Genomic DNA, 19,526 nt, shown 5'->3' with positions numbered 1-19,526 from the left:
TACTTTCGCGGCGCTGCCGCGGCATCGCCGGAGGTCAGTCCTTGCGTCCGGTGAAGGCCAGCGACGTACCCAGCCCGATCATCATCAGGCCGCTGGTGCCGCCGACCGCGGCCATCCGCCGTGGGGTGCGGGCCAGCCAGCCGCGCACGGAGTCGGCCGCCAGTGCCCACAGCGTGTCGAAGATCAGCCCGAACAGCGGGATGCAGACGCCGAGCACCAGCATCTGCTGCGGCACCCCACCGCGGGCGGTGTCGACGAACTGCGGCAACAGTGCCGCGAGGAAGACGATGGTCTTCGGATTGGCGAAGCCGACGACGAACCCGTCGCGCAGCACCGCGAGGGTGGAGTAGCCGGACTCCGGACGGCCGGGCCGCAGCGCGTCGGCCAGGTCGGCCCGGTGCCGGATCGCCTGCACCCCCAGGTAGACCAGATACAGCGCGCCGACCAGCTTCACCGCGGTGAACAGCGCCACCGAGGTGGCCACGAGCGCGCCGAGCCCGACGGCGACCGCGATGACCTGCACGTACACCCCGGCCGAGTTGCCGACCACCGTCAGCACCGCCGCGCGCCTGCCGACCGTGAGTGCCCGGCTGATCGTGAACAGCACACTCGGCCCGGGAACCACGACGAGCAGGAAGGCCAGCCCCGCGAAGGACGCCAGATGCGTCATCGACACCATGCTGATCAACGCTAACGATCCGCCCGTCGCCGCACAATGGCATGCCGTCGTCCGCCCCTACACTCGGCGCCATGGGCGAGCAGAAACAGCGGATGGTGAGCGGGCAGCTCTACAAGGACAGCGATCCCGAGCTGGTGGCCGAACGGCAACGGGCACAACGCCTGTGCGACGAGTTCAACCGGACCGGCCCCGACGAGACCGACCGCCGGACCGAGTTGCTCGGTGCGCTGCTGGGCAAGCTGGGGGAGGGCTCCTGGATCATGCCCCGGTTCCAGTGCGACTACGGCTATCTCGTCGAGATCGGGTCCAACAGTTTTCTCAACTACGACGCGATCCTGCTCGACTGCGCGCCGATCGTCATCGGCGACGACTGCTCGATCGGGCCGCGCTGCCAGCTGCTGACCGCCCTGCACCCGATGGAGGATCACGAGAAGCGCAGGCAGCGGTGGGAATCCGCGGCGCCGATCCGGATCGGGAACAACGCGTGGTTCGGCGGCGGGGTGATCGTGTGCCCCGGCGTGACCATCGGCGACGATGTGGTGGTCGGCGCGGGCAGCGTGGTCACCCGCGATCTGCCCGACCGGGTGTTCGCGGCCGGCAACCCGGCCCGGGTGATCCGGTCACTGTAGGTGTGACCTCGGGCATCGTGGCGGGCCGGGGCGCGTCGCCGGGTCGCGGGACGGCCACGGCGGCAATACTGTCTTTCCATGGGCGAATCGCGAACCGTGCAGGAGCAGGAAGCCACCCGGCCGCTGCGCGAGGACATCCGGTTTCTCGGCGGCATCCTCGGTGACACCATCCGCGACCACGAGGGTCCCGAGGTCTTCGACCTGATCGAGCGGGTGCGCACCGAGGCGTTCCGGGTGCGCCGCGAGGAGGTCGAACGCAGCGCGGTCGCCGACATGCTCGACGGCACGCCCACCGAGATCGCGATTCCGCTGATCCGGGCGTTCAGCTACTTCGTACTGCTGGCCAATCTCGCCGAGGACATCCAGCGCGACCGGCGCCGCGCCGCGCACGTCTCGGCGGGGGAACCGCCGCAGGACTCCTCGCTGGCCGCCACCTACGACAAGCTCGACGCGGCCGCCCTCGACGGCGCGACGGTCGCCGAACTGCTCACCGACGCGCTGGTCTCCCCGGTGATCACCGCGCACCCGACCGAGACCCGCAGGCGCACCGTCTTCGACGTGCAGGCCAAGATCACCGAGCTGATGCGGCTGCGGCGCAGGCTCGAACCCGGTGATCCCGGCTTCGACGAGTCCGAACTGCGGATCCGCCGCGAGGTGCTCACCCTGTGGCGCACTGCGCTGATCCGGTTGGCGCGCTTGCGGATCCAGGACGAGATCTCGGTCGGTCTGCGCTACTACGACCTGACCCTCTACGACGTCATCCCGGCGATCAACGCGCAGGTGCGCGCCGCGCTGCGGTACCGCTGGCCCGAGGTGGAGCTGCTGCCGCGCCCGATCCTGCGCCCCGGCTCCTGGATCGGCGGCGACCGCGACGGAAACCCCTATGTGACAGGCGAAGTCGTGCACACCGCCGCCGAGCAGGCCGCCGCCTACGCCTTCGGCCGGTACCTGGACGAGCTGGTCGAGCTGGAGAAGACGCTGTCGCTGTCGGCCCGGCTGGTCCAGGTGAGCCCCGCGGTCGCCGTGCTCGCCGCGGCCGGTTATCCCGACCCGGCGGTCTTCGCCGACGAGCCGTATCGCCGTGCGCTGCACGCGATCCGGGCCCGGCTCAGCGCGACCGCCGAACGGGCGCTCGGCACCCTGCCGGAGCACGGTCTCGACATGGCCGCAGCCCCGTACGCCACGCCGCAGGCGGTCCTCGACGACCTCGACGCGGTCGACCTCTCGCTGCGCGCGGGCGGGGACGCCCTGCTCGCCGACGACCGGCTCGCCGCGCTGCGCCACGCCATCGAGACCTTCGGCTTCCACCTGCAGGCCCTGGACATGCGGCAGAACTCCGAGGTGCACGAGCAGGTCGTCACCGAACTGCTGGCCTGGTCGGGCGTGCACGCCGACTACCCGAGTCTGTCGGAGGCCGAGCGGGTCGAGCTGCTGTCGAACGAATTGCGGACCCGCCGACCGCTGCTCGGTCCGCACGCGCAGCTCAGCGAGCTCGCCGCCAAGGAACTGGGCGTGCTGCGCGCGGGCAAGGCGGTGATCGATACCTTCGGCGCCGCCGCCATCCCGAACTACATCATCAGCATGTGCACCTCGGTCAGCGACATGCTCGAGGCGGCGCTGCTGCTCAAGGAAGCGGGCATTCTCGATCCGGGCACCGCCGAGGACACGCCGAGCAGCCCGGTCGGCATCGTGCCGCTGTTCGAGACCATCGAGGACCTGGGCGCGGGCGCGGCGACGCTGGCGGCGGTGCTGGACGTGCCGGTGTATCGCGAACTGGTCGCGGCGGCGGGGATGCGGCAGGAGGTGATGCTCGGGTACTCCGATTCCAACAAGGACGGCGGATACCTGGCCGCGAACTGGGCGCTGTACCGGGCGGAGCTGGATCTGGTCGAGGTGGCGCGCAAGTCGGGCATCCGGTTGCGGCTGTTCCACGGTCGCGGCGGCACCGTCGGCCGCGGTGGCGGGCGCAGTTACGACGCCATCCTGGCTCAGCCGGCGGGCGCGGTGCAGGGTTCGCTGCGGCTCACCGAACAGGGCGAGGTGATCGCCGCGAAGTACTCCGAACAGGGTGCGGCGCACCGCAATCTGGAGTCGCTGATCGCGGGCACCCTGGAATCGACGCTGCTGGACGTGGAAGGGCTGGGCGAGGACGCCGAACCGGCCTACGAGCTGCTCGACGAGCTCGCCGCCCGGGCCCGCGCGGCCTACGGGCGCCTGGTGCACGACACCCCGGGCTTCGTCGCCTACTTCCGGCAGTCCACCCCGGTCGCCGAGGTCGGCGACCTCAATATCGGCAGCCGCCCGGCCTCGCGCAAACCCACCAACTCGGTGTCGGATCTGCGCGCGATCCCGTGGGTGATGGCCTGGAGCCAGGCGCGCGTCATGCTGCCGGGCTGGTACGGCACCGGCACCGCGCTGGCGGACTGGGTCGGCGACGATCCGCAGCGGCTGGCCCGGCTCACCGACCTCTACCAGCGCTGGCCGTTCTTCCGGACGGTGCTGTCGAACCTGGCCCAGGTGATGGCCAAGAGCGACCTCGACATCGCCGCCCGCTACGCCGACCTGGTCGAGGACCCGGCGCTGCGCGCGCAGATCTTCGGGATGATCCGCGACGAGCACGCCCGCACCATCCGCATGTACCTGGCCGTGACCGGCCACGAGGAACTGCTCAGCGACAACCCGTCCCTGGCGGAGTCGATCCACAACCGCTTCCCCTACCTGGAACCGCTCAATCAGCTGCAGGTGGATCTGTTGCGCAGGCTGCGCGGCGGTGACGATTCCGAACTGGTGAAGCGGGGCATCCTGCTCACCATGAACGGCCTGGCCACCGCGTTGCGTAACTCCGGCTAGCCGCTAGATGCAGAAGGTGACGGTCACCGGGCCGACCGGGATGCCGATGCAGACGGCGACCGAGCCGACGACGGGCTCGGCGGTGGCGGCCGAGGCGGTACCCGCGCCGACGGCGGTGACGGAGAGGGCGACGGCGGCGACGGCGAGCGGGCGGGCGATCTTGGCGAACATGGCAGATCCTCGGGTAGAACGGGCGGAGCAGCCCCCGGAAGGGGCCGCCCCATCTCAACACGGGGTGGTGCGTGATGTCGGAGACATCACCGGAAACGTTGTGGCTCAGTCCGTTACGACGGCGATGGCGTCGATCTCGACCAGCATCTCCGCGCGCGGCAAGCCGGTGAAGACGGTGGTGCGGGAAGGCAGCACGTCACCGGTCGTGTGCTTGGTGACGAATTCACCATACGCCTCGTTCATCACCGCGAAATCCTCCCTTTTGGTGAGATAGACGCGCAGCATCACCACGTCGTCGAAGGTGGCGCCGGCGGCGTCGACGATCGCCTTGACGTTCATCAACGTGCGGGTGGTCTGCGCGGCGACGTCGCCGGGATGCAGGTACTCGTTGGTCGCCGGGTCGACCGGTCCCTGGCCCGAGACCTGCACGAACGGGCCCTTGCGCACGCCCTGGGAGAAGGTGTGCGCGGGCGCGGGCGCGTCGGTGGTGCGCACGGCGATCTTGACGGACTTCTCGGCAGCCATGGAGTTCAGCCTTTCCTCGCGGTGACGTCTCGGCGGGGGGCCCAGCCGAGTTCGGTGGAGATGGCGTCGGCGGTTGCCCTGACCTGCGGCAACAGCGCCAGCACCTGATCGTGGTCGAGCAGCACGTCCGGGACCGAGACCGACACCGCGGCCACCACCGCGCCGATCCCGTCGCGCACCGGCACGCCGATGCAGTTGACGAAGCTCTCGTGTTCCTCGTGGTCCTCGGCGAACCCTTGCGCGGCGACCAGTTCCAGCTCGGCCAGATACTGCTCGGGCGTGCGCAGGGTGCGGGTGGTGAAGGGGTGGTAGTCCAGCCGCGCGGCGACCGCGCGCCACTCGGCCCGCGGCAGGGCCGCGACCAGCACCTTGCCGACCGCGGTGCAGTGCAGCGGCGCCGGTCTGCCGATCCGCGAGTACATCCGGACCGCCTGCTCGGCGTCGACCTTGTCGATGTAGACGGCGTCGCCGGACTCGTAGGCGGCCAGGTGGACGGTCTGCCCGGTGGCGGCGCCCAGCGCGCTCAGGTGCGGTCGGGCGACGGTGCGGACATCGCGGTTCTCCAGCGCGCGACTGGCCAGTTCGAACATGCGGGTGCCCAGCGAGTACCGGTGGGCGTTGTCGCGCACGACGAATCGTTCCGCCTGCATGGTCTGCAGCAGTCGCAGCACGGTCGACTTGTGCACACCGAGCCGCCCGGCCAGCTCGTCGAGGGACTGCGAGTCCTCGCCGAGAGCGATGAGAATGGACAGGGCGCGCGACACGCTTTGACTCATGGCCTGATCGTCCCATCCAGTGCGTCCGGATAGCGCAGCCCGGCCCAGTCCGCGTCCGGTAGCTGCGCGAGTCGCCGGATGTCCTGTACCGGAGGGATTTTCGCCGCGTCGCCGGTGGCGGTGAGCGCGGCGGCAGCGCACAGGTGGCCGTAGCGCAGCCGGGTGCGCGGGTCGGCGTCGTGTAGCAGTGCGGCGAGGTAGCCGCCGGCGAAAGCGTCACCGGCGCCGATCCGCTCGGTGATCTCGAGCGCCAGCGCGGGCACCTCGACCACGGTGTCGCCGTCGAATCCGGTGACGGTGTGCTTGTCGTTCTTGACGACCAGCTGGGCGGGCTCGGGGAACAGCGCGCGCAGCGCGACCGGATCGCCGGTGCCGAAGAGCTCCTCGGCCTCGTCGGCGCCGAGCAGCACCACATCGGCGCCGCGGACATGGGCGGCGAGTTCGTCGGCGGCCTCGTCGACCCGCGAACCCCACAGTGCCGGACGGTAGTTCAGGTCGAAGCTGACCAGCCGGCCGCGCCGGGGCAGGGCGAGCAGGGTGCGGGTCAGCTGGTTGGCCGACTCCGACAGCGCCGGGGTGATGCCGGTGAAATGCACCAGGTCGGTGTCGTCGAGCAGGGCGGCGGCCGTCCGGGTCGCGAGATCGGCGGGCGACAGCGCGCTGGCGGCGGACCCGGCGCGGTAGTAGTGCATCCGGCTGGCGTGCGTGGGCAGGTCGTGGGCGGCGCCCGACCCGCTGCCGCGTTCCTTGACGTAGAGCCCGGTCGGCCGGTCCGGATCGACGGCGACCGCGCCGACCTCGACGCCCTGGGCCGCCAGTTGCGCGACCAGATAGCGCCCGAAGCCGTCGTCGCCCACGCGGGACAGCCACGCCGCCGCGACCCCGAGCTGGGTGAGCACGGTGGCCACATTGGCCTCGGCGCCACCCGCGCTCCGGTCGAAGTGCGGGGACTGCTCCAGCGGTCCGGGGCGGGCGACGAGCACGGCCAGTCCCTCGCCCACGGTGACCGCTCTGGGCGGCACCGATGTTGCCTGGGTCACCTCTTTTGCCCTTTCGTGGTTGCGGTCACTGCCTCTGGGATGCACAATAACGAGCAGAAACATTAGATGCAACCAGCGTTGCACATCATGCAATGTTTACCCGATATGACCGAGCGGCCGGGTGACTCCCGGTCGCTCGAGGGAAAGGGATGCTGTGACGATCGACAACGCCGTCGTGGACGCGCTCGCCGACGAGGCGATCGGCCCGCGCGACAAGAGCGTGCCGCCCGCGGCTTGGGGCCGGACCGTGCGCGAATATCTCGCGGACGCACCGGAACTGGACCGGTGGGAAACCCCGCTGCTCACCCTCGACCGCGGGCTGCTCGACGCCAATATCGCGCTGATGGCGCGCTGGACCGCGGCCGCAGGCGTCGCGCTGGCACCGCACGGCAAGACCACGATGGCCCCGCAGCTCTGGCGCGACCAGCTGACGGCGGGGTCGTGGGCGATCACGCTGGCCACCGGCTGGCAGGCGCAGGTCGCGCGTTCGTTCGGGGTCGGGCGGATCATGCTCGCCAACGCGCTCGTCGATCCGGCCGCCCTGAGCTGGCTCGCCGCGGAATCCGCGCGCGATGCCGGGTTCGAGCTCTTCTGCTGGGCCGACAGCGTCGCCACCGTCGAGCTGATGGACAAGATCCTGCGCGACACCCCGCCCGGTCCCCGGGTCCGGGTCCTGGTCGAGCTCGGCGGCCCGCACGGGCGCACCGGCGCGCGGACCCGCGCCGAAGGCCACGCCGTCGCGGCCGCGCTGCGGGTCAGCGACCGGCTCGCCCTCGCCGGTGTCGCCGGGTACGAGGGCGCGCTGGCCCACGATCGCAGCAGCGCCGGCGTCGCGGCCGTGCGCGACTACCTCGGCGAACTGGCCGCCCTGCACACCGAACTCGCCGCGGCCGGGGCCTACGCCGGTCCGGCGATCGTCACCGCGGGCGGCAGCGCCTATCCCGAACTCGTCGTCGCGGAACTGGCCGGGCTGGCCGACGCGAGCACGACGGTCGTGCTGCGCAGCGGCGCCTACCTCGTCCACGACGACGGCTTCTACGCCGGCATCTCGCCGCTGGCCGCGCCCGCCGTCGACCCCGGTCTGCGGGCCGCGATGCACGGCTGGGCCCGCGTGGTCTCGCGGCCGGAACCGGAACTGGCGCTGCTCGACGGCGGAAAACGCGACTTCCCCTTCGATGAGGGGCTGCCGGTGCCGCAGCTGGTGGTCGGCGGCGCGCTGCCCGCGGGCGCGCACGTCAGCGCGCTCAACGATCAGCACACCTTCCTGCGGCTGCCCGGCGCCGACGCCGCCGATCTCCCGGTCGGCAGCATCGTGCGGCTCGGGCTGTCGCACCCGTGCACGGCCTTCGACAAATGGCGCCTCATCCCGGTGATCGACGACGCGGCGGCACGGAGCCCGCGCGTGGTCGACCTGATCCGCACCTACTTCTGACCGATGACCATGACCGACTTACTGTTTCGCGACATCGACATCGTCGACGGCACCGGCGACCCGCGCCGTCGCGGCGACGTCCTGATCCGTGGCGGGCGCATCGCCGAGGTGGCCGCGCCCGCGTCGATCGACGCGAGCACCGCGAGAGTGGTTCCGGCACAGCCCGGTTCGGTGCTCAGCCCCGGCTTCATCGATATGCACGCGCATTCGGACCTGCACCTGCTGACCCACCCCGACCACTTCCCGAAGATCACCCAGGGCGTCACCACCGAGGTGATCGGCCAGGACGGCCTGTCCTACGCGCCGATCGACGACGCCGCGCTCGCGGTGGTGCGCAAGCAGATCGCCGGCTGGAACGGCAATCCGGCGGGCTTCGACTTCTCCTGGCGCACGGTCGGGCAGTACCTGGACCGGCTCGATCAGGGCATCACGCCCAATGCCGCCTACCTGGTGCCGCAGGGCACGCTGCGACTGCTCGTCGTCGGCACCGAGCAGCGCCCGGCCACCACCGCCGAGATCGACCGGATGTGCGCGCTGCTGGCCCAGGGGCTCGACGAGGGCGCGGTCGGCATGTCGAGCGGGCTCACCTACACCCCCGGCATGTACGCCGACACCGGTGAACTGGCCGCGCTGTGCGCGGTCGTGGCCTCCTACGGCGGCTTCTACGCCCCGCACACCCGCTCCTACGGCGCGGGCGCGCTGGAGGCGTACGCGGAGATGATAGGGCTGGCGAAGGTCACCGGCTGCGCGCTGCACCTGACCCACGCCACCATGAACTTCGGCGTGAACCGCGGGCGCGCACCGGAATTCCTCGCGATGGTCGTGCAGGCCCGGGCCGACGGCTGCGACATCACCCTCGACACCTACCCGTACCTGCCCGGCTCGACCACGCTGTCGGCGCTGCTGCCGAGCTGGGCGATGTCGGGCGGACCGGATGCCGCGCTGGCCCGGCTCGACGACGCCGCCGAGCGCGCCAGGATCACCGCGGACGTGAACGTCAACGGCTCCGACGGGTGTCATGGGGTCACGGTCGAATGGGAGACCATCCAGATCAGCGGCGTCGGTGACGACACGCTGGCGGGCTACGTCGGCCGCACCGTCGCCCAGATCGCCGACGCGGAGCACTGCGCGCCGGTCGAGGTGTTCTTCGAGCTGCTGCGCCGGGATCAGCTGGCGACCACGATCCTGCAGCACGTCGGCCACGAGGAGAACGTGCGCGCGATCATGGTCGACGCGGGCCACATGGGCGGCAGCGACGGTCTGCTCGTCGGCGCCCGGCCGCATCCGCGCGCCTGGGGCACCTTCCCGCGCTACCTGTCCCGCTATGTCCGCGAACTCGGTGTGCTCGGGCTGGAGGAGTGCGTGCACCACCTCACCGGCAGGCCCGCCGCCCGGCTGCGGCTGGCCGAGCGCGGCCTGATCCGTCCCGGTCACGCGGCCGACGTGGTCGTCTTCGATCCGGCGACGATCCACGACACCGCGACCTTCGAAGATCCCCGACAACAGGCACAGGGCATCCAGCACGTGCTGGTCAACGGCGAATTCGCGCTGGCGAACGGCAACGCGACCGGCGTGCGTGCCGGTCGCGCGCTGCGGCTGGACGCCACCCGAGAGGAGACCCGATGAATCCGCTGCAGAGCTCGTCGTCCGAGGCGATGGCGGTGATCCGCGCCGACCGCGCGCTCACCGTGGTGCGGGCGCCGGACATCCCCGACCCGATCGGGCTCGCCGAAGCCCTGGCCGGTGCGGGCATCCGCGCGGTCGAGCTCACCTTCACCACCCTCGGCGTGCTCGACGCCGTCCGCAAGGCCTCGGCGGTGCGCGCCGCCGTGATCGGCGTCGGCACGGTGACCCGGCGCGATCAGGCCGAGGCCGCGATCGAGGCGGGCGCGAAGTTCCTGGTGACGCCCGCGCTGCGGCCCGAGGTGGCCGACGTCGCTGTCGCGCACGGGATTCCGGTCGTGATGGGCGCGTTCACCCCGACCGAGGTGCTGGCGGCGGTCGAGCTGGGCGCGGCCGCGGTCAAGATCTTCCCGGCGCGCGCGCTCGGGCCCGCCTATCTGAAGGACCTGCTCGGTCCCTTCCCACACGTGTTCCTGATCCCCTCCGGCGGCGTCAACTCCCACAATGCCCGCGAGTTCCTGCGGGCGGGAGCGATCGCCGTCACCGCGGGCACCGAGGTGGTCGCGCCCCTGGACGTCGCGAATTCGCGCTGGTCCCACATCGGCTCCCAAGCCGCACGCTTCGTCCATTCGCTTGATTGAGAGGTATCCCCATGGGCGCCACTGTCGACTGGTTGCGCACCACCACCCCCGGGTTGCTGGTGCTGTGCGGTCTCGCGATCGCCGTGCTACTCATCGCCATCATCAAGGTCAAACTGGAGCCGTTCGTCGCGCTGCTGCTGACCGGTCTGTTGCTGGCGCTGGCCGCGGGACTCCCGGTCTCCCAGATCGTCGGCACACCACTGAAAGCCGGTGAGTCACTGCTGGAAACCGGCTTCGGCGGAATCCTCGGGCACATCGCCGTGATCATCGGTCTCGGCACCGTGCTCGGCGCGATCCTCGAACGATCCGGCGGCGCCGACGTGCTCACCGACAAACTGCTGAAGACGTTCGGCGAGAAGGGCGCTCCCGTCGCGATGGGCCTGCTCGGCCTGATCTTCGGCATCCCGGTGTTCTTCGACATCGGTATCTTCGTCCTCGCGCCGCTGGTCTATGTCGCGGCCAAGCGCGGCGGACGCTCGCTGGTGCTCTACGCCATGCCGATGCTGGCCGGGCTGTCGATGACGCACGCGTTCCTGCCGCCGCACCCCGGTCCGGTCGCGCTGGGCGGTCTGCTCGGGGTGAGCCTGGGCTGGCTGATCATCATGGGATTCGTCTGTGGCATCCCGGGATTCATCGCCGCGGGCATCGTGTGGGGTACCTGGATCGGCAAGCGCGTGCAGGTCGACGTGCCCAGCGAGTTCGTGCCGCTCGAGCCGAACGGGGCGACCGCCGGTGACAGCGCCGAAGGTTCCGGCGGCACGGCCGTGCTGACGAAGTCGCCGCCGTCGGTCGCCCTGATCGGCGCGATCATCGCGATCCCGTTGGTGCTGATTCTCGGCGCGACCTTCGGTTACCAGCTGCTGGACCAGGATTCGGCTCTGCTGCAGGTGCTCACCTTCTTCGGCACGCCCGCGGTCGCGCTGCTCATCACCGTGCTCGTGGCGTTCTACCTGCTCGGCATCCGGCGCGGATCGTCGGTGCAGGAACTGAGCACCATCACCGCCGAATCGCTCAAGCCGGTCGGCATGGTGCTGCTGGTGGTCGGCGCGGGCGCCTTCTTCGGCAAGGTCATCTCCGCGACCGGCATCGGCACCGCACTCGCCGACACCATGTCCGCGGCGGGCCTGCCGGTGATCGTCCTGTCGTATCTGATCAGCTGCGGTCTGCGGGTCGCGCAGGGTTCGGCGACGGTCGCCATCGTCACCACCGGCGGCATCGTCGCGCCACTGGTGACCGATCAGGGCTACTCGCAGATGTCGATCGCGCTGATCGCCATGGCGATCGCGGCGGGCTCGATCATCGCCAGCCACGTCAACGACGGCGGCTTCTGGATCATCGCGAAGTACTTCAACATGACCGTGAAGCAGACCCTGCAGACCTGGACGGTGCTCGAAACCGTGCTGTCCGTGGTGAGTTTCGCGGTGGCGGCGATGTTGTTCGCGATCGTCAGCTGACGGTCAGCGCGCCGACCAGCCTGCCGATCGCGATGCGGGGATCGGTGTCGGTCCCCGCACCGCCGAGCCGGTGCACGACGACACCGTCGAGATAGTCGACCAGGATCGTCGTGTCACCGGGGGCGATCCCGACCCCCGCCGCCATCTCGATCGCCCAGTCCCGGAGCCGATGATGCCCGCGCTGCAACGATTCGTGCAGCGCGGGCATCGTCTGTGCCTCGCCGAACAGCGCGAACCTGGCGAGGGTGCGCGCCCGATCGGGGCCGGTGGCGTGCAGGACGAACCGGGCCAGGCCCTCGACGAGATGCTCGATCGTGGCGGGGCCGAGCAGGCGGTTCAGTGCCGTCCAGTCGGCGCGATCGCGTTCCTCCAGCCGTTGGGCGATGCCGATCAGCAGGGCTTCGCGGGTGCGGAAGTAGTTGGAGGCCGACCCGCTGGGAACACCCGCCGCGTCATCGGCCGCGCGGTGGGTCAGCGCCCGCGGCCCGCGCGTGCCCAGCACGTCAATGGCGGCGTCGAGGATCTGTTCGCGTTTCGTGGCCACCCGGCGATACTACTGCTGTAGTGACTCGCACTACAACGGTAGTGTTCGGCACTACGGCGGTAGTACGGTGGGTCGTACGTGCAACGAGGGGAGAGTGCGATGTCCACAGCAATCGTCGTCGGTGGTGGAATCGGGGGATTGGCTACGGCGCTGGCGTTGACGCGCCGGGGCTGGTCGGTGGAAGTGCTGGAGCGGACGCCGGAGCTCACCGAGGTCGGATCGGGAATCTCGCTGTGGTCCAATGCCTTGCGGGCGCTGGACGCCCTCGGTGTCGGGTCCCCGGTGCGGGCGCAGGCGGTCGAGGACGTGTCGGCCGGGGTTCGGGATGCGCGCGGCCGCCGGCTCGCGCGCACCGATGTGGCGACGCTGCGCGAGCGGTTCGGCGCTCCGGTGGTGGTCCACCGCGCCGCGTTGCTCGAGATCCTGCGTGCGGCGCTGCCCGATGACGTGGTGCGGACGGGGATCGCGGTGTCGTCGGCCGACCCCGACGGATCGGTGACGCACTCGGCGGGGGTGTCCACCGCGGACCTGGTCGTCGGCGCGGACGGCCTGCACAGCGTGGTCCGGCGCGCGGTCTGCGGTGAGGTGCGGGCTCGGTACGCCGGGTACACCGCCTGGCGCGCGGTGGTCGAACTCCCGGAGAAACTGACCGAGTTCGGGGAGACCTGGGGTCGCGGAGCACGGTTCGGCATGGCGCCGCTCGCCGACGGCCGGGTGTACTGCTTCGCCGTCTACAACGCACCCGAACACGCGCCGGGAACCTTCGCCGAGGTCCGCGACCGCTTCGCCGGCTGGCATCACCCGATCCCCGCGCTGCTGGCCGCCGCCGACCCGAACACGGTGCTGCACAACGACATCTACGACATCCCCGCCCTCCCGTCGTTCACCGCGGGCCGGATCGCCCTGCTCGGCGACGCCGCCCACGCGATGACCCCGAATCTCGGCCAAGGCGGGTGCCAGGCGCTCGAGGACGCGGTGGTGCTGGCCCGCCTGGCCGCCGAACCCGACGGCCTGGCCCGCTACGACCGGGAGCGTCGTCCCCGGACCCGGATGATCGCCACCCGCTCGGCCCGCATCGGCACCATCGGCCAGCTGTCGGCCGCACCCCTGGTCGCCGTGCGGGACAACGTCCTACGACTCGTGCCCGCCTCTGTTTCCCTGCGTGCGATGGGCGAGGTCCTCGACTGGACGTGCTGACCGACGCGGCGAGCGCACAGGTCTCGTGTCGTCGTGGACGGTTCCGGCGGCCCGAGAGCCCGCCTTCGCCGCTCGGGTCCGCCCACGACGGCCGACCGCGGCGGCCGTCAGATCGGCGGGTGGTAGCGGGCGTGCATGGCGGCCGCGGTGGTGGCCATGGCCGCGCGGAGTTCGGGTGGGTCGAGAACCTCGAGATGTTCGCCGAGGGGGAGCAGGGCGTGGGCGAGGACCTCGTAGGACTCGCCGGGGAGGGTGATCTCGACCCAGCCGGTGTCGTCGGGCGCGCTCGCGGAGGCCAGGGCGTCGCGGACGGCCGCCGGGTCGTTCATCAGGCGCAGCAGGCCGAGGTGGTCGGCCGAGACCCGGCACCGCGCCCGGACCCGCAGGATGGCGCGGGCGAAGTCGTCGGCGGCGGCCGACCAGTGCGCGGTGAGCTCGAAATCGGCTGGGCGGGTGAAGGATTCGCCGGTGGGTTCGGCGGTGGCGATGCGGCTTGCCCGGTAGGAGCGGATGTCGGTGCCCTCGCGGGCGACCAGATACCAGGTGCCCGCCTTCATGACCAGGCCGAGCGGATCGACCGTGCGCTCGACGGTCTTGTCGCGGCGCCGGTAGCTGATCGCGAGTCGGCGGTCGTGCCACAGCGCGTCGGCGACCGCCGCCAGGGTGGGGGTGTCGTCCGGGCGGTGGAACCAGCCGGGCATGTCGATGTGGACGCGCTCGGCGATGCGGGTGGCACGGCCGCGCAGTTCGGGCGGCAGCGCGGCCAGCATCTTGAGCTGGGCGGTGGCGAGCACGGTGCCGAGGCCGAGGTCGGCGGCCGCGCCGGGCAGTCCGGCCAGCAGGACCGCGTCGGCCTCGTCGGAGGTGAGGCCGGTCAGCCGGGTGCGGTATCCGTCGATCAGCCGCACGCCGCCGCCGCGCCCCGGCTCGCTGTACACCGGGACCCCGGCCGCCGACAGTGCCTCGACATCCCGGTACACGGTGCGCACCGACACCTCCAGCTCCCGCGCCAGCTCGGTCGCGGTCGCCCCGCCCTTGGCCTGCAACAGGAGCAGCAGCTGTACCAACCTGCTCGCTCGCATGTTCTCGAGACTAGCCGGAAACCATGACGCAGGATGTCAAGGTTGCGTCGTACTGTTCGACTATGACCACATGGAGCCAGTTCACCGAGGAAGCGCCGCGAATCTCCGCCCTGTTCCTGCGCAGGCACCAGGCGACCGGCAATCTGTGCCTGCTCGGCACCGTCCGCGCCGACGGGTCACCGCGGATCAGCCCGATCGAGCCGACGATCTTCGAGGGCATGCTGATCCTGGCCGGCATGCCGAACACCAGGAAGTTCGCCGACCTCGCCCGTGACCCGCGGTTCTGCCTGCACACCGCGACCGTCGACACCAAGGTCACCGATGGCGACGCCAAACTGTTCGGCACCGTCACCGATCTGCCGGACGAGGCCGTGCACGCGCGTTTCGCCCAGAAACTCTTCGACGACAGCGGTTTCGACATCCGCGGCGAGAAGTTCGACCACTTCTACGTCGCCGATCTGACCGGCGCCTCCACGGTCGAGGTCGACGACGACCACCTCGACATCACCGTGTGGAAGCCCGGTGCGGGCGAGCGGGTGGTCCGCAAGGACTGACCCGCGCTAGGCGGTGTTCGCCGCCGCGAGCAGGGCCTGGATGCGCCGGTAGTCGGGCGGCGCCGACAACTCGCCCAGGTCGCCGCGGAGGGTGCGGGCCAGGCCGACCGCCGCGCCGAGAGCGGCCCGGTACAGAGCCGATCCGGTACTGATCCGGCGCACGCCCAGCGTGGCGAGGGTGTCGAGATCGGGGCCGGTCGGTGCGTACAGGGTGTTCAGTGGCAGCGGGGTCGCGGCGACGAGGGTGCGCAGCGTGGCCGGGTCGGTGACGCCAGGGACGAACAATCCGTCGGCGCCCGCCGCCGCGTACAGCCGGGCCCGGTGCACGGTCGAGTCCTCGTCGATGCCGAACCAGTGGGTGTCGACGCGGGCGTTGACGAACAGGTGTGGTGTGCGGGTCTTGATGGTGTGCACGAGGTCAGCCTGTTCCTGCGGCGTGGCCAGGAAGGTGTTGTCGCGGCCGTCCTCGATATTGATTCCGGCGACGCCGAGATCGGCCAGCCGGGCGACATAGTCGGCGACTTCGGCGGGGTCCTCGGCGAACCCGGCTTCGACATCGACGCTCACCAGAACCGGCAGTCGCGTCAATCGGGCGGCGAGAGCGAAGGTTTCGGTCGCGGACGCGGCCTTGCCATCGGGCAGACCGGCTGCGGCGGCGACCCCCAGACTGGTGGTGGCGATGGCTGGGAATCCCGCGTCCGCGAGCAGGGCGCCGGAGGTGAAGTCCCAGGCATTGGGCAGGATCAACGGCCGCTCGCCATGGTGGAGTGCGTGGAACTCGGTCGAATCCGCGGGGTTCGGAGTACGTGGGTGGGCATTCGTCGGCGCTGGGCCGTTTCCAGGCCCGATCGACGCCGTGTCCGGCTCTCGCGCGGAGCGCGGCTCCGTTGGACGGTGTGAGCTGGTCGGTTGGTTTCGCGCGGGCCGATGGCCTGGTTCGGTGAGTGTGCGTGGTTCGGCGTGTGCGTTCGGCTCGATCCGTAGGTTCCCATCGGGCAGCGTCCTCATCGTGGGCTCGACGCTCGACCCGGACCGGAGGTGCGGCGTAGGCCGCGGAGCCGATCCGGTCAGCGGCCGTTCCACGCCCGGCTCGAAAAGCGCAGGTGGGGTCTCGGATTCGAGGATGCCGTCGGCGATGGCGACCGCGAGTTCGTGCCCGGGGCAGCGGTGCGGTCCCGCGCCGAATCCGAGCCCCGGATGGCGAAGATCGAGTTCGGTCACCACACCGTCGACGAGCCGCCGTGTGGAGCGCAATGGCGGCGTGGTCGCCATGATCAGTGCCGGGCGGTCGGCTGGGGAGCCGATGTCCGAGGCGCGGGCGGCCGCGATCAATTCGCCGGTCGCCGCGCACGCCTGCACCAGGAGGCAGATCCGTGCGGCGATCCGCTCGTCGTCGGTGGTCTCGCTGTCGGAGGTGGGCGTTCCGTTGCCCGGTGGGTGTCGGTCGGTGCCCGATGGGGCGGCGGTCCGGCCCGGCGTCGCGATGTCGCCGACCTCCGCAGAGGCGGTGCGGGCTGGTCGGTGCGGGGCTCCCGCGAGCGTGCCGTGCCTACCAGTGACGTATCCGGCCGCCGACACCCCTGCGCTGTCGTGCGTGCACCCCGAGACACGCGCGGGCGCTGCGCACAATGCCACGATTTCACGCACCGCCGCGTCCGTCTCCGGCGTGATCGGTTCGTGTGGTTGATAGGCGGCCGCGACGACGGCCACCGCCGCGACCGCACTCTCCGGGAGCCCCATCGCCGCGAGCAGCACACGGACATGGGCCAGCGGCTGTCCGGCCCTGGTGGCGGCCTCGGCGCGAAGGGCAACCGGGTCGAGTCGATCCAACTCGCGCTGCGCCGCTGCCCGTCGGCGCCGATGGACGGGACCATCACAGAACCGGGGGACGTGCGCGCGCAGCCACGCGATGCCAGGACCGGGCGCATCCGGCACCGGCGGCATCGGCGCGGAGTGGAGCAGGTCGCGGACGAGCTCGGGATCGCTGATCACGGCATCGACGGTAGGCCAGCGACAGTTCGGTGGCCGCCGAACAATCACCGTCGCATGATGGGGAGATGCCCGCCCGCGCCGCCGCCCTCGCCGACTGGGCCGCTGTCCTCGCCGACCGGACCAGAGCCCACATGTGCCTGGCCCTGCTCGACGGCCGCGCCTGGACCGCCGGCGAACTGGCTCGCCTGACCGGCGTCGCCCCGTCCACCGCCACGGCCCACCTGGACCGCCTGTGCGGCGCGGGCCTGATCACCGAACGCAAACAGGGCAGGCACCGCTACGTCGAACTGGCGAGTCCCGCGATCGCCCAGCTCCTGGAAACCCTGCTGGCGGAACTCGACCCGACCCCCACCCCGCCGAAGAACCTGCGCGCCGCCACCGCCGACGCGGCCCTGGCGCGCGGGCGAACCTGCTACAACCACCTGGCCGGCCGCCTCGGCGTCACCCTCACCGACGCCATGGCCCACCGCGGCCTCCTCGACCCGGACAACGCCCACACCCTGACCCCCGCGGGCACCACTTGGCTCACCACCACCCTCGGCATCGACGAGCCCACCCTCACCCGCTCCCGCCGCCCCCTGACCCGCCCCTGCCTGGACTGGACCGAACGCCGCACCCACCTCGGCGGCCCCGCCGCGGTCCTCCTGCACCGCCGCCTGCTTGCCCTGAGCTGGATCACCCCGTCCGGAACCGGCCGCGCCGTCCGCGTCACCCCTACGGGAGCAGCCGGTCTTGCCGACACCCTCGGCATAGACCCCGCCCACCTACGCTGACGGCCACCTCGCCCGACCTCTCAGTCGAACAACTCCTCGATCCTGGAGATCTCCAATGCGCGACGCATCCACAGATCGAACGTGCGTTGGTCCCGGCACGCGGTGACGCGTTCGGCGGCGTCCTCCGAAATATGAACCCCGCGATGCCGAAGGATGAGCAGCACGTCCTTGGCCCGCCCCTCGTCCATTCCTTCTTCGCGGCCTTCGTCGCGTCCGAGGGCACGGCCTTCGTCGCGGCCTTCTTCCCGCAACGCCTGAGCAAGGGGTCCGCGGAAGTACGAGAGATCGGCGTCCATGAGTTCCTTCCAGGTCGTGCCCGCTTTGGTCCGGCCGAGGCCGTGATAGACGAGTTCGATGAACAACTGCGTCTCGTCCTGGTCTCCGGCTTGCCGGAAGGCCTCGGCAACGGACTCAAGTATCGCACCGATGTGAGGTTGACGAGCGTGGGTGATCGCCGACAGGGCCGCGAGCGGCAGGTCGTGACGTGCGGTATCGACGTCGAGGACGGCCGGGACATTGTGCGGCCCGAGCACGATCGGCGAGACCGACAGACAGGTCCATAGATCATGGCCCAGCCGGAGCGGCCCGGCCGCCCACGTCGCCGTGGCATGGTCACGGCACACGACGGCCAGCACGACCGGCACTCGTACTTCGCGATCAAGAACGACAGGTAGTACGACCACGCCGCGGCCTTGCGGGTTTCCGGCCGCCCCTGCGCCTCGACGATCAGCAGGAACGGTCCGTCCCCGGTGGTGATCCGCAGGATGGTGTCCGCCCGCCGCTCGACCGGCCGAGTCTCGGTCAGATCGACCGTCACCTGATCGACCGCCACCGGATCCGGAAACGGCAGATCCAACGTCCGCATCAACCGCGTGAAAGCCCCAGGGTCGTGCTGGAAGGCGCGATGCATCGCCTCGTGCCGCGAGCTGACCATGCGCGGCACCGTACCCGCGATCGAAGAGCCGCTCGAAATCCCCGGTGATTCACTGAATTTCGGCAATTCGGACCGGCGTACGAGCACTGTTAGTCGTCGCTGGCGACGATCACGGCTACGTTTCCACTCGCGCGGTCGATAGTGAGGAACTCGTTGAATTCGTCGTGGATCCGCCCGTAGTCACAGACCGCGCTGTCTCCGAGATCGCGCAGGACGTACACGGCATCCGCTTCCGAGAGCCGTCGGCGTACCTCGGCTGAGAGGAGTACCGTGAGCGCTGCCGAGTCGGAGGTATGGGTCGCAACCCATCGGTTGAACCGCTCGATCGCATCACCTGCCGCCATCGGTTCGTAGTCCTGTGGGGAGATGCACTCGATCCTGTACGGGCCGTGGATCGTGCCGTTCGGGTCGACACCACCGCCGACATGGCCGTTCCGGTAGGGAACCGAATTCATCACTGCGGCAATGATGTCCGGGTCGGAGCTGCCGGGTGTCGTCAGTGCATACGGTGAGATATGGACCCACTTCCTGGCGTAATCGACCAGGTAGTCCTTGAAGTTCACGAAGACGCGATCACGAGGTAGCAGGCCGGCTGACACAGTGCTGAACGGTAGCGCTGAACTCCTGTCG

19 protein-coding genes are annotated in these 19,526 nt (G+C 70.6%); 9 read left to right on the top strand and 10 right to left on the bottom strand.

The window, feature by feature from the left end; genetic code table 11:
* Nucleotides 1–34 precede the first annotated feature (34 nt).
* Nucleotides 35–688 carry a LysE family translocator gene (locus tag ACFYWJ_RS32925; RefSeq protein ID WP_387163657.1) on the bottom strand — a complete coding sequence of 218 codons (654 nt, stop codon included), beginning with the start codon at nt 686–688 and terminating at the stop codon, nt 35–37.
* A gap of 62 nt (nt 689–750) precedes the next feature.
* On the opposite strand from ACFYWJ_RS32925, the gene ACFYWJ_RS32920 reads away from it, so the two are divergent.
* Nucleotides 751–1,308 carry a sugar O-acetyltransferase gene (locus tag ACFYWJ_RS32920; RefSeq protein WP_355281650.1) on the top strand — a complete coding sequence of 186 codons (558 nt, stop codon included), beginning with the start codon at nt 751–753 and terminating at the stop codon, nt 1,306–1,308.
* A 78-nt stretch (nt 1,309–1,386) separates the two neighbouring features.
* Nucleotides 1,387–4,158: a phosphoenolpyruvate carboxylase gene (gene ppc, locus ACFYWJ_RS32915; RefSeq protein ID WP_355281653.1), complete on the top strand. Its 2,772-nt coding sequence runs from the start codon at nt 1,387–1,389 to the stop codon at nt 4,156–4,158.
* A 3-nt stretch (nt 4,159–4,161) separates the two neighbouring features.
* Here ppc and ACFYWJ_RS32910 read toward each other — a convergent pair whose 3' ends face one another.
* The 4 genes from ACFYWJ_RS32910 to ACFYWJ_RS32895 form a co-directional block, all read right to left on the bottom strand.
* Complete coding sequence (locus tag ACFYWJ_RS32910; protein WP_355281655.1) at nt 4,162–4,329, bottom strand: hypothetical protein; 168 nt, start codon at nt 4,327–4,329, stop codon at nt 4,162–4,164.
* Nucleotides 4,330–4,434: 105 nt separating this feature from the next.
* Entirely contained in the window at nt 4,435–4,854 is a 420-nt protein-coding gene (locus tag ACFYWJ_RS32905) for a RidA family protein (protein ID WP_355281657.1), read from the bottom strand.
* Between the two features lie 5 nt (nt 4,855–4,859).
* Nucleotides 4,860–5,630: an IclR family transcriptional regulator gene (locus ACFYWJ_RS32900; RefSeq protein ID WP_355281659.1), complete on the bottom strand. Its 771-nt coding sequence runs from the start codon at nt 5,628–5,630 to the stop codon at nt 4,860–4,862.
* Nucleotides 5,627–6,670, bottom strand: coding sequence for a sugar kinase (locus ACFYWJ_RS32895; RefSeq protein WP_355281662.1), 1,044 nt, complete (start codon nt 6,668–6,670; stop codon nt 5,627–5,629). The genes ACFYWJ_RS32900 and ACFYWJ_RS32895 overlap by 4 nt, the downstream gene beginning before the upstream one ends.
* Nucleotides 6,671–6,824: 154 nt before the next feature.
* Between ACFYWJ_RS32895 and ACFYWJ_RS32890 the strand changes: the two genes are divergently transcribed.
* From ACFYWJ_RS32890 to ACFYWJ_RS32875, 4 genes are read left to right on the top strand one after another with little or no spacing between them, the layout of a single operon-like run.
* Nucleotides 6,825–8,102, top strand: a complete 1,278-nt coding sequence (locus ACFYWJ_RS32890; RefSeq protein ID WP_355281664.1) for an amino acid deaminase — start codon at nt 6,825–6,827, stop codon at nt 8,100–8,102.
* A gap of 9 nt (nt 8,103–8,111) precedes the next feature.
* Nucleotides 8,112–9,728 (top strand): D-aminoacylase, encoded by a 1,617-nt coding sequence (locus ACFYWJ_RS32885; protein WP_355281667.1) that lies wholly within the window; start codon nt 8,112–8,114, stop codon nt 9,726–9,728.
* A complete protein-coding gene (locus tag ACFYWJ_RS32880) occupies nt 9,725–10,366 on the top strand; it encodes a bifunctional 4-hydroxy-2-oxoglutarate aldolase/2-dehydro-3-deoxy-phosphogluconate aldolase (RefSeq protein WP_355281670.1) in 642 nt (213 codons plus the stop codon). Before ACFYWJ_RS32885 ends, ACFYWJ_RS32880 begins: the two co-directional genes overlap by 4 nt.
* Nucleotides 10,367–10,377: 11 nt before the next feature.
* Nucleotides 10,378–11,820, top strand: a complete 1,443-nt coding sequence (locus ACFYWJ_RS32875; protein ID WP_355281672.1) for a gluconate:H+ symporter — start codon at nt 10,378–10,380, stop codon at nt 11,818–11,820.
* On the opposite strand, the gene ACFYWJ_RS32870 is transcribed toward ACFYWJ_RS32875, so the two are convergent.
* On the bottom strand, nt 11,813–12,364 hold the full coding sequence (locus ACFYWJ_RS32870) for a TetR family transcriptional regulator (protein ID WP_355281675.1): 552 nt from the start codon (nt 12,362–12,364) through the stop codon (nt 11,813–11,815). The two genes, ACFYWJ_RS32875 and ACFYWJ_RS32870, sit on opposite strands and share 8 nt — an antisense overlap.
* A 99-nt stretch (nt 12,365–12,463) precedes the next feature.
* Between ACFYWJ_RS32870 and ACFYWJ_RS32865 the strand changes: the two genes are divergently transcribed.
* Complete coding sequence (locus ACFYWJ_RS32865; protein WP_355281678.1) at nt 12,464–13,561, top strand: FAD-dependent oxidoreductase; 1,098 nt, start codon at nt 12,464–12,466, stop codon at nt 13,559–13,561.
* A gap of 107 nt (nt 13,562–13,668) precedes the next feature.
* On the opposite strand, the gene ACFYWJ_RS32860 is transcribed toward ACFYWJ_RS32865, so the two are convergent.
* Entirely contained in the window at nt 13,669–14,643 is a 975-nt protein-coding gene (locus ACFYWJ_RS32860; RefSeq protein WP_355281681.1) for a YafY family protein, read from the bottom strand.
* A gap of 62 nt (nt 14,644–14,705) precedes the next feature.
* On the opposite strand from ACFYWJ_RS32860, the gene ACFYWJ_RS32855 reads away from it, so the two are divergent.
* Nucleotides 14,706–15,197 (top strand): pyridoxamine 5'-phosphate oxidase family protein, encoded by a 492-nt coding sequence (locus ACFYWJ_RS32855; protein ID WP_355281684.1) that lies wholly within the window; start codon nt 14,706–14,708, stop codon nt 15,195–15,197.
* A 6-nt stretch (nt 15,198–15,203) separates the two neighbouring features.
* Here the strand turns inward: ACFYWJ_RS32855 and ACFYWJ_RS32850 are convergent, their stop codons facing one another.
* Nucleotides 15,204–17,189, bottom strand: a complete 1,986-nt coding sequence (locus ACFYWJ_RS32850) for an isocitrate lyase/phosphoenolpyruvate mutase family protein (protein WP_355281687.1) — start codon at nt 17,187–17,189, stop codon at nt 15,204–15,206.
* Between the two features lie 65 nt (nt 17,190–17,254).
* Here ACFYWJ_RS32850 and ACFYWJ_RS32845 point away from each other — a divergent pair, with 65 nt between their 5' ends.
* Entirely contained in the window at nt 17,255–17,962 is a 708-nt protein-coding gene (locus tag ACFYWJ_RS32845; protein ID WP_355281690.1) for a helix-turn-helix domain-containing protein, read from the top strand.
* A 20-nt stretch (nt 17,963–17,982) separates the two neighbouring features.
* On the opposite strand, the gene ACFYWJ_RS32840 is transcribed toward ACFYWJ_RS32845, so the two are convergent.
* Both ACFYWJ_RS32840 and ACFYWJ_RS32835 read right to left on the bottom strand, forming a co-directional pair.
* A complete protein-coding gene (locus tag ACFYWJ_RS32840; RefSeq protein ID WP_387163647.1) occupies nt 17,983–18,597 on the bottom strand; it encodes a hypothetical protein in 615 nt (204 codons plus the stop codon).
* Nucleotides 18,598–18,985: 388 nt separating this feature from the next.
* Complete coding sequence (locus tag ACFYWJ_RS32835; RefSeq protein ID WP_355281695.1) at nt 18,986–19,495, bottom strand: hypothetical protein; 510 nt, start codon at nt 19,493–19,495, stop codon at nt 18,986–18,988.
* Between the last annotated feature and the right edge of the window lie 31 nt (nt 19,496–19,526).

This window comes from Nocardia sp. NPDC003269 (assembly GCF_042888005.1).
In the GTDB taxonomy this organism is placed as follows: domain Bacteria; phylum Actinomycetota; class Actinomycetes; order Mycobacteriales; family Mycobacteriaceae; genus Nocardia.
The sequence above is the reverse complement of the archived record's forward strand: the minus strand, read 5'-3'. Positions and strand labels throughout refer to the sequence as shown.

What these genes read in the sequence shown, in the direction of transcription:
- ACFYWJ_RS32905 (WP_355281657.1), bottom strand. Translation starts at nt 4,854, where the DNA reads ATGGCTGCCGAGAAGTCCGTCAAGATCGCCGTGCGCACCACCGACGCG.
- ACFYWJ_RS32875 (WP_355281672.1), top strand. Translation starts at nt 10,378, where the DNA reads ATGGGCGCCACTGTCGACTGGTTGCGCACCACCACCCCCGGGTTGCTG.
- ACFYWJ_RS32885 (WP_355281667.1), top strand. Translation starts at nt 8,112, where the DNA reads ATGACCGACTTACTGTTTCGCGACATCGACATCGTCGACGGCACCGGC.
- ACFYWJ_RS32920 (WP_355281650.1), top strand. Translation starts at nt 751, where the DNA reads ATGGGCGAGCAGAAACAGCGGATGGTGAGCGGGCAGCTCTACAAGGAC.
- ACFYWJ_RS32845 (WP_355281690.1), top strand. Translation starts at nt 17,255, where the DNA reads ATGCCCGCCCGCGCCGCCGCCCTCGCCGACTGGGCCGCTGTCCTCGCC.
- ACFYWJ_RS32900 (WP_355281659.1), bottom strand. Translation starts at nt 5,630, where the DNA reads ATGAGTCAAAGCGTGTCGCGCGCCCTGTCCATTCTCATCGCTCTCGGC.
- ACFYWJ_RS32860 (WP_355281681.1), bottom strand. Translation starts at nt 14,643, where the DNA reads ATGCGAGCGAGCAGGTTGGTACAGCTGCTGCTCCTGTTGCAGGCCAAG.
- ACFYWJ_RS32910 (WP_355281655.1), bottom strand. Translation starts at nt 4,329, where the DNA reads ATGTTCGCCAAGATCGCCCGCCCGCTCGCCGTCGCCGCCGTCGCCCTC.
- ACFYWJ_RS32880 (WP_355281670.1), top strand. Translation starts at nt 9,725, where the DNA reads ATGAATCCGCTGCAGAGCTCGTCGTCCGAGGCGATGGCGGTGATCCGC.
- ACFYWJ_RS32855 (WP_355281684.1), top strand. Translation starts at nt 14,706, where the DNA reads ATGACCACATGGAGCCAGTTCACCGAGGAAGCGCCGCGAATCTCCGCC.
- ACFYWJ_RS32865 (WP_355281678.1), top strand. Translation starts at nt 12,464, where the DNA reads ATGTCCACAGCAATCGTCGTCGGTGGTGGAATCGGGGGATTGGCTACG.
- ppc (WP_355281653.1), top strand. Translation starts at nt 1,387, where the DNA reads ATGGGCGAATCGCGAACCGTGCAGGAGCAGGAAGCCACCCGGCCGCTG.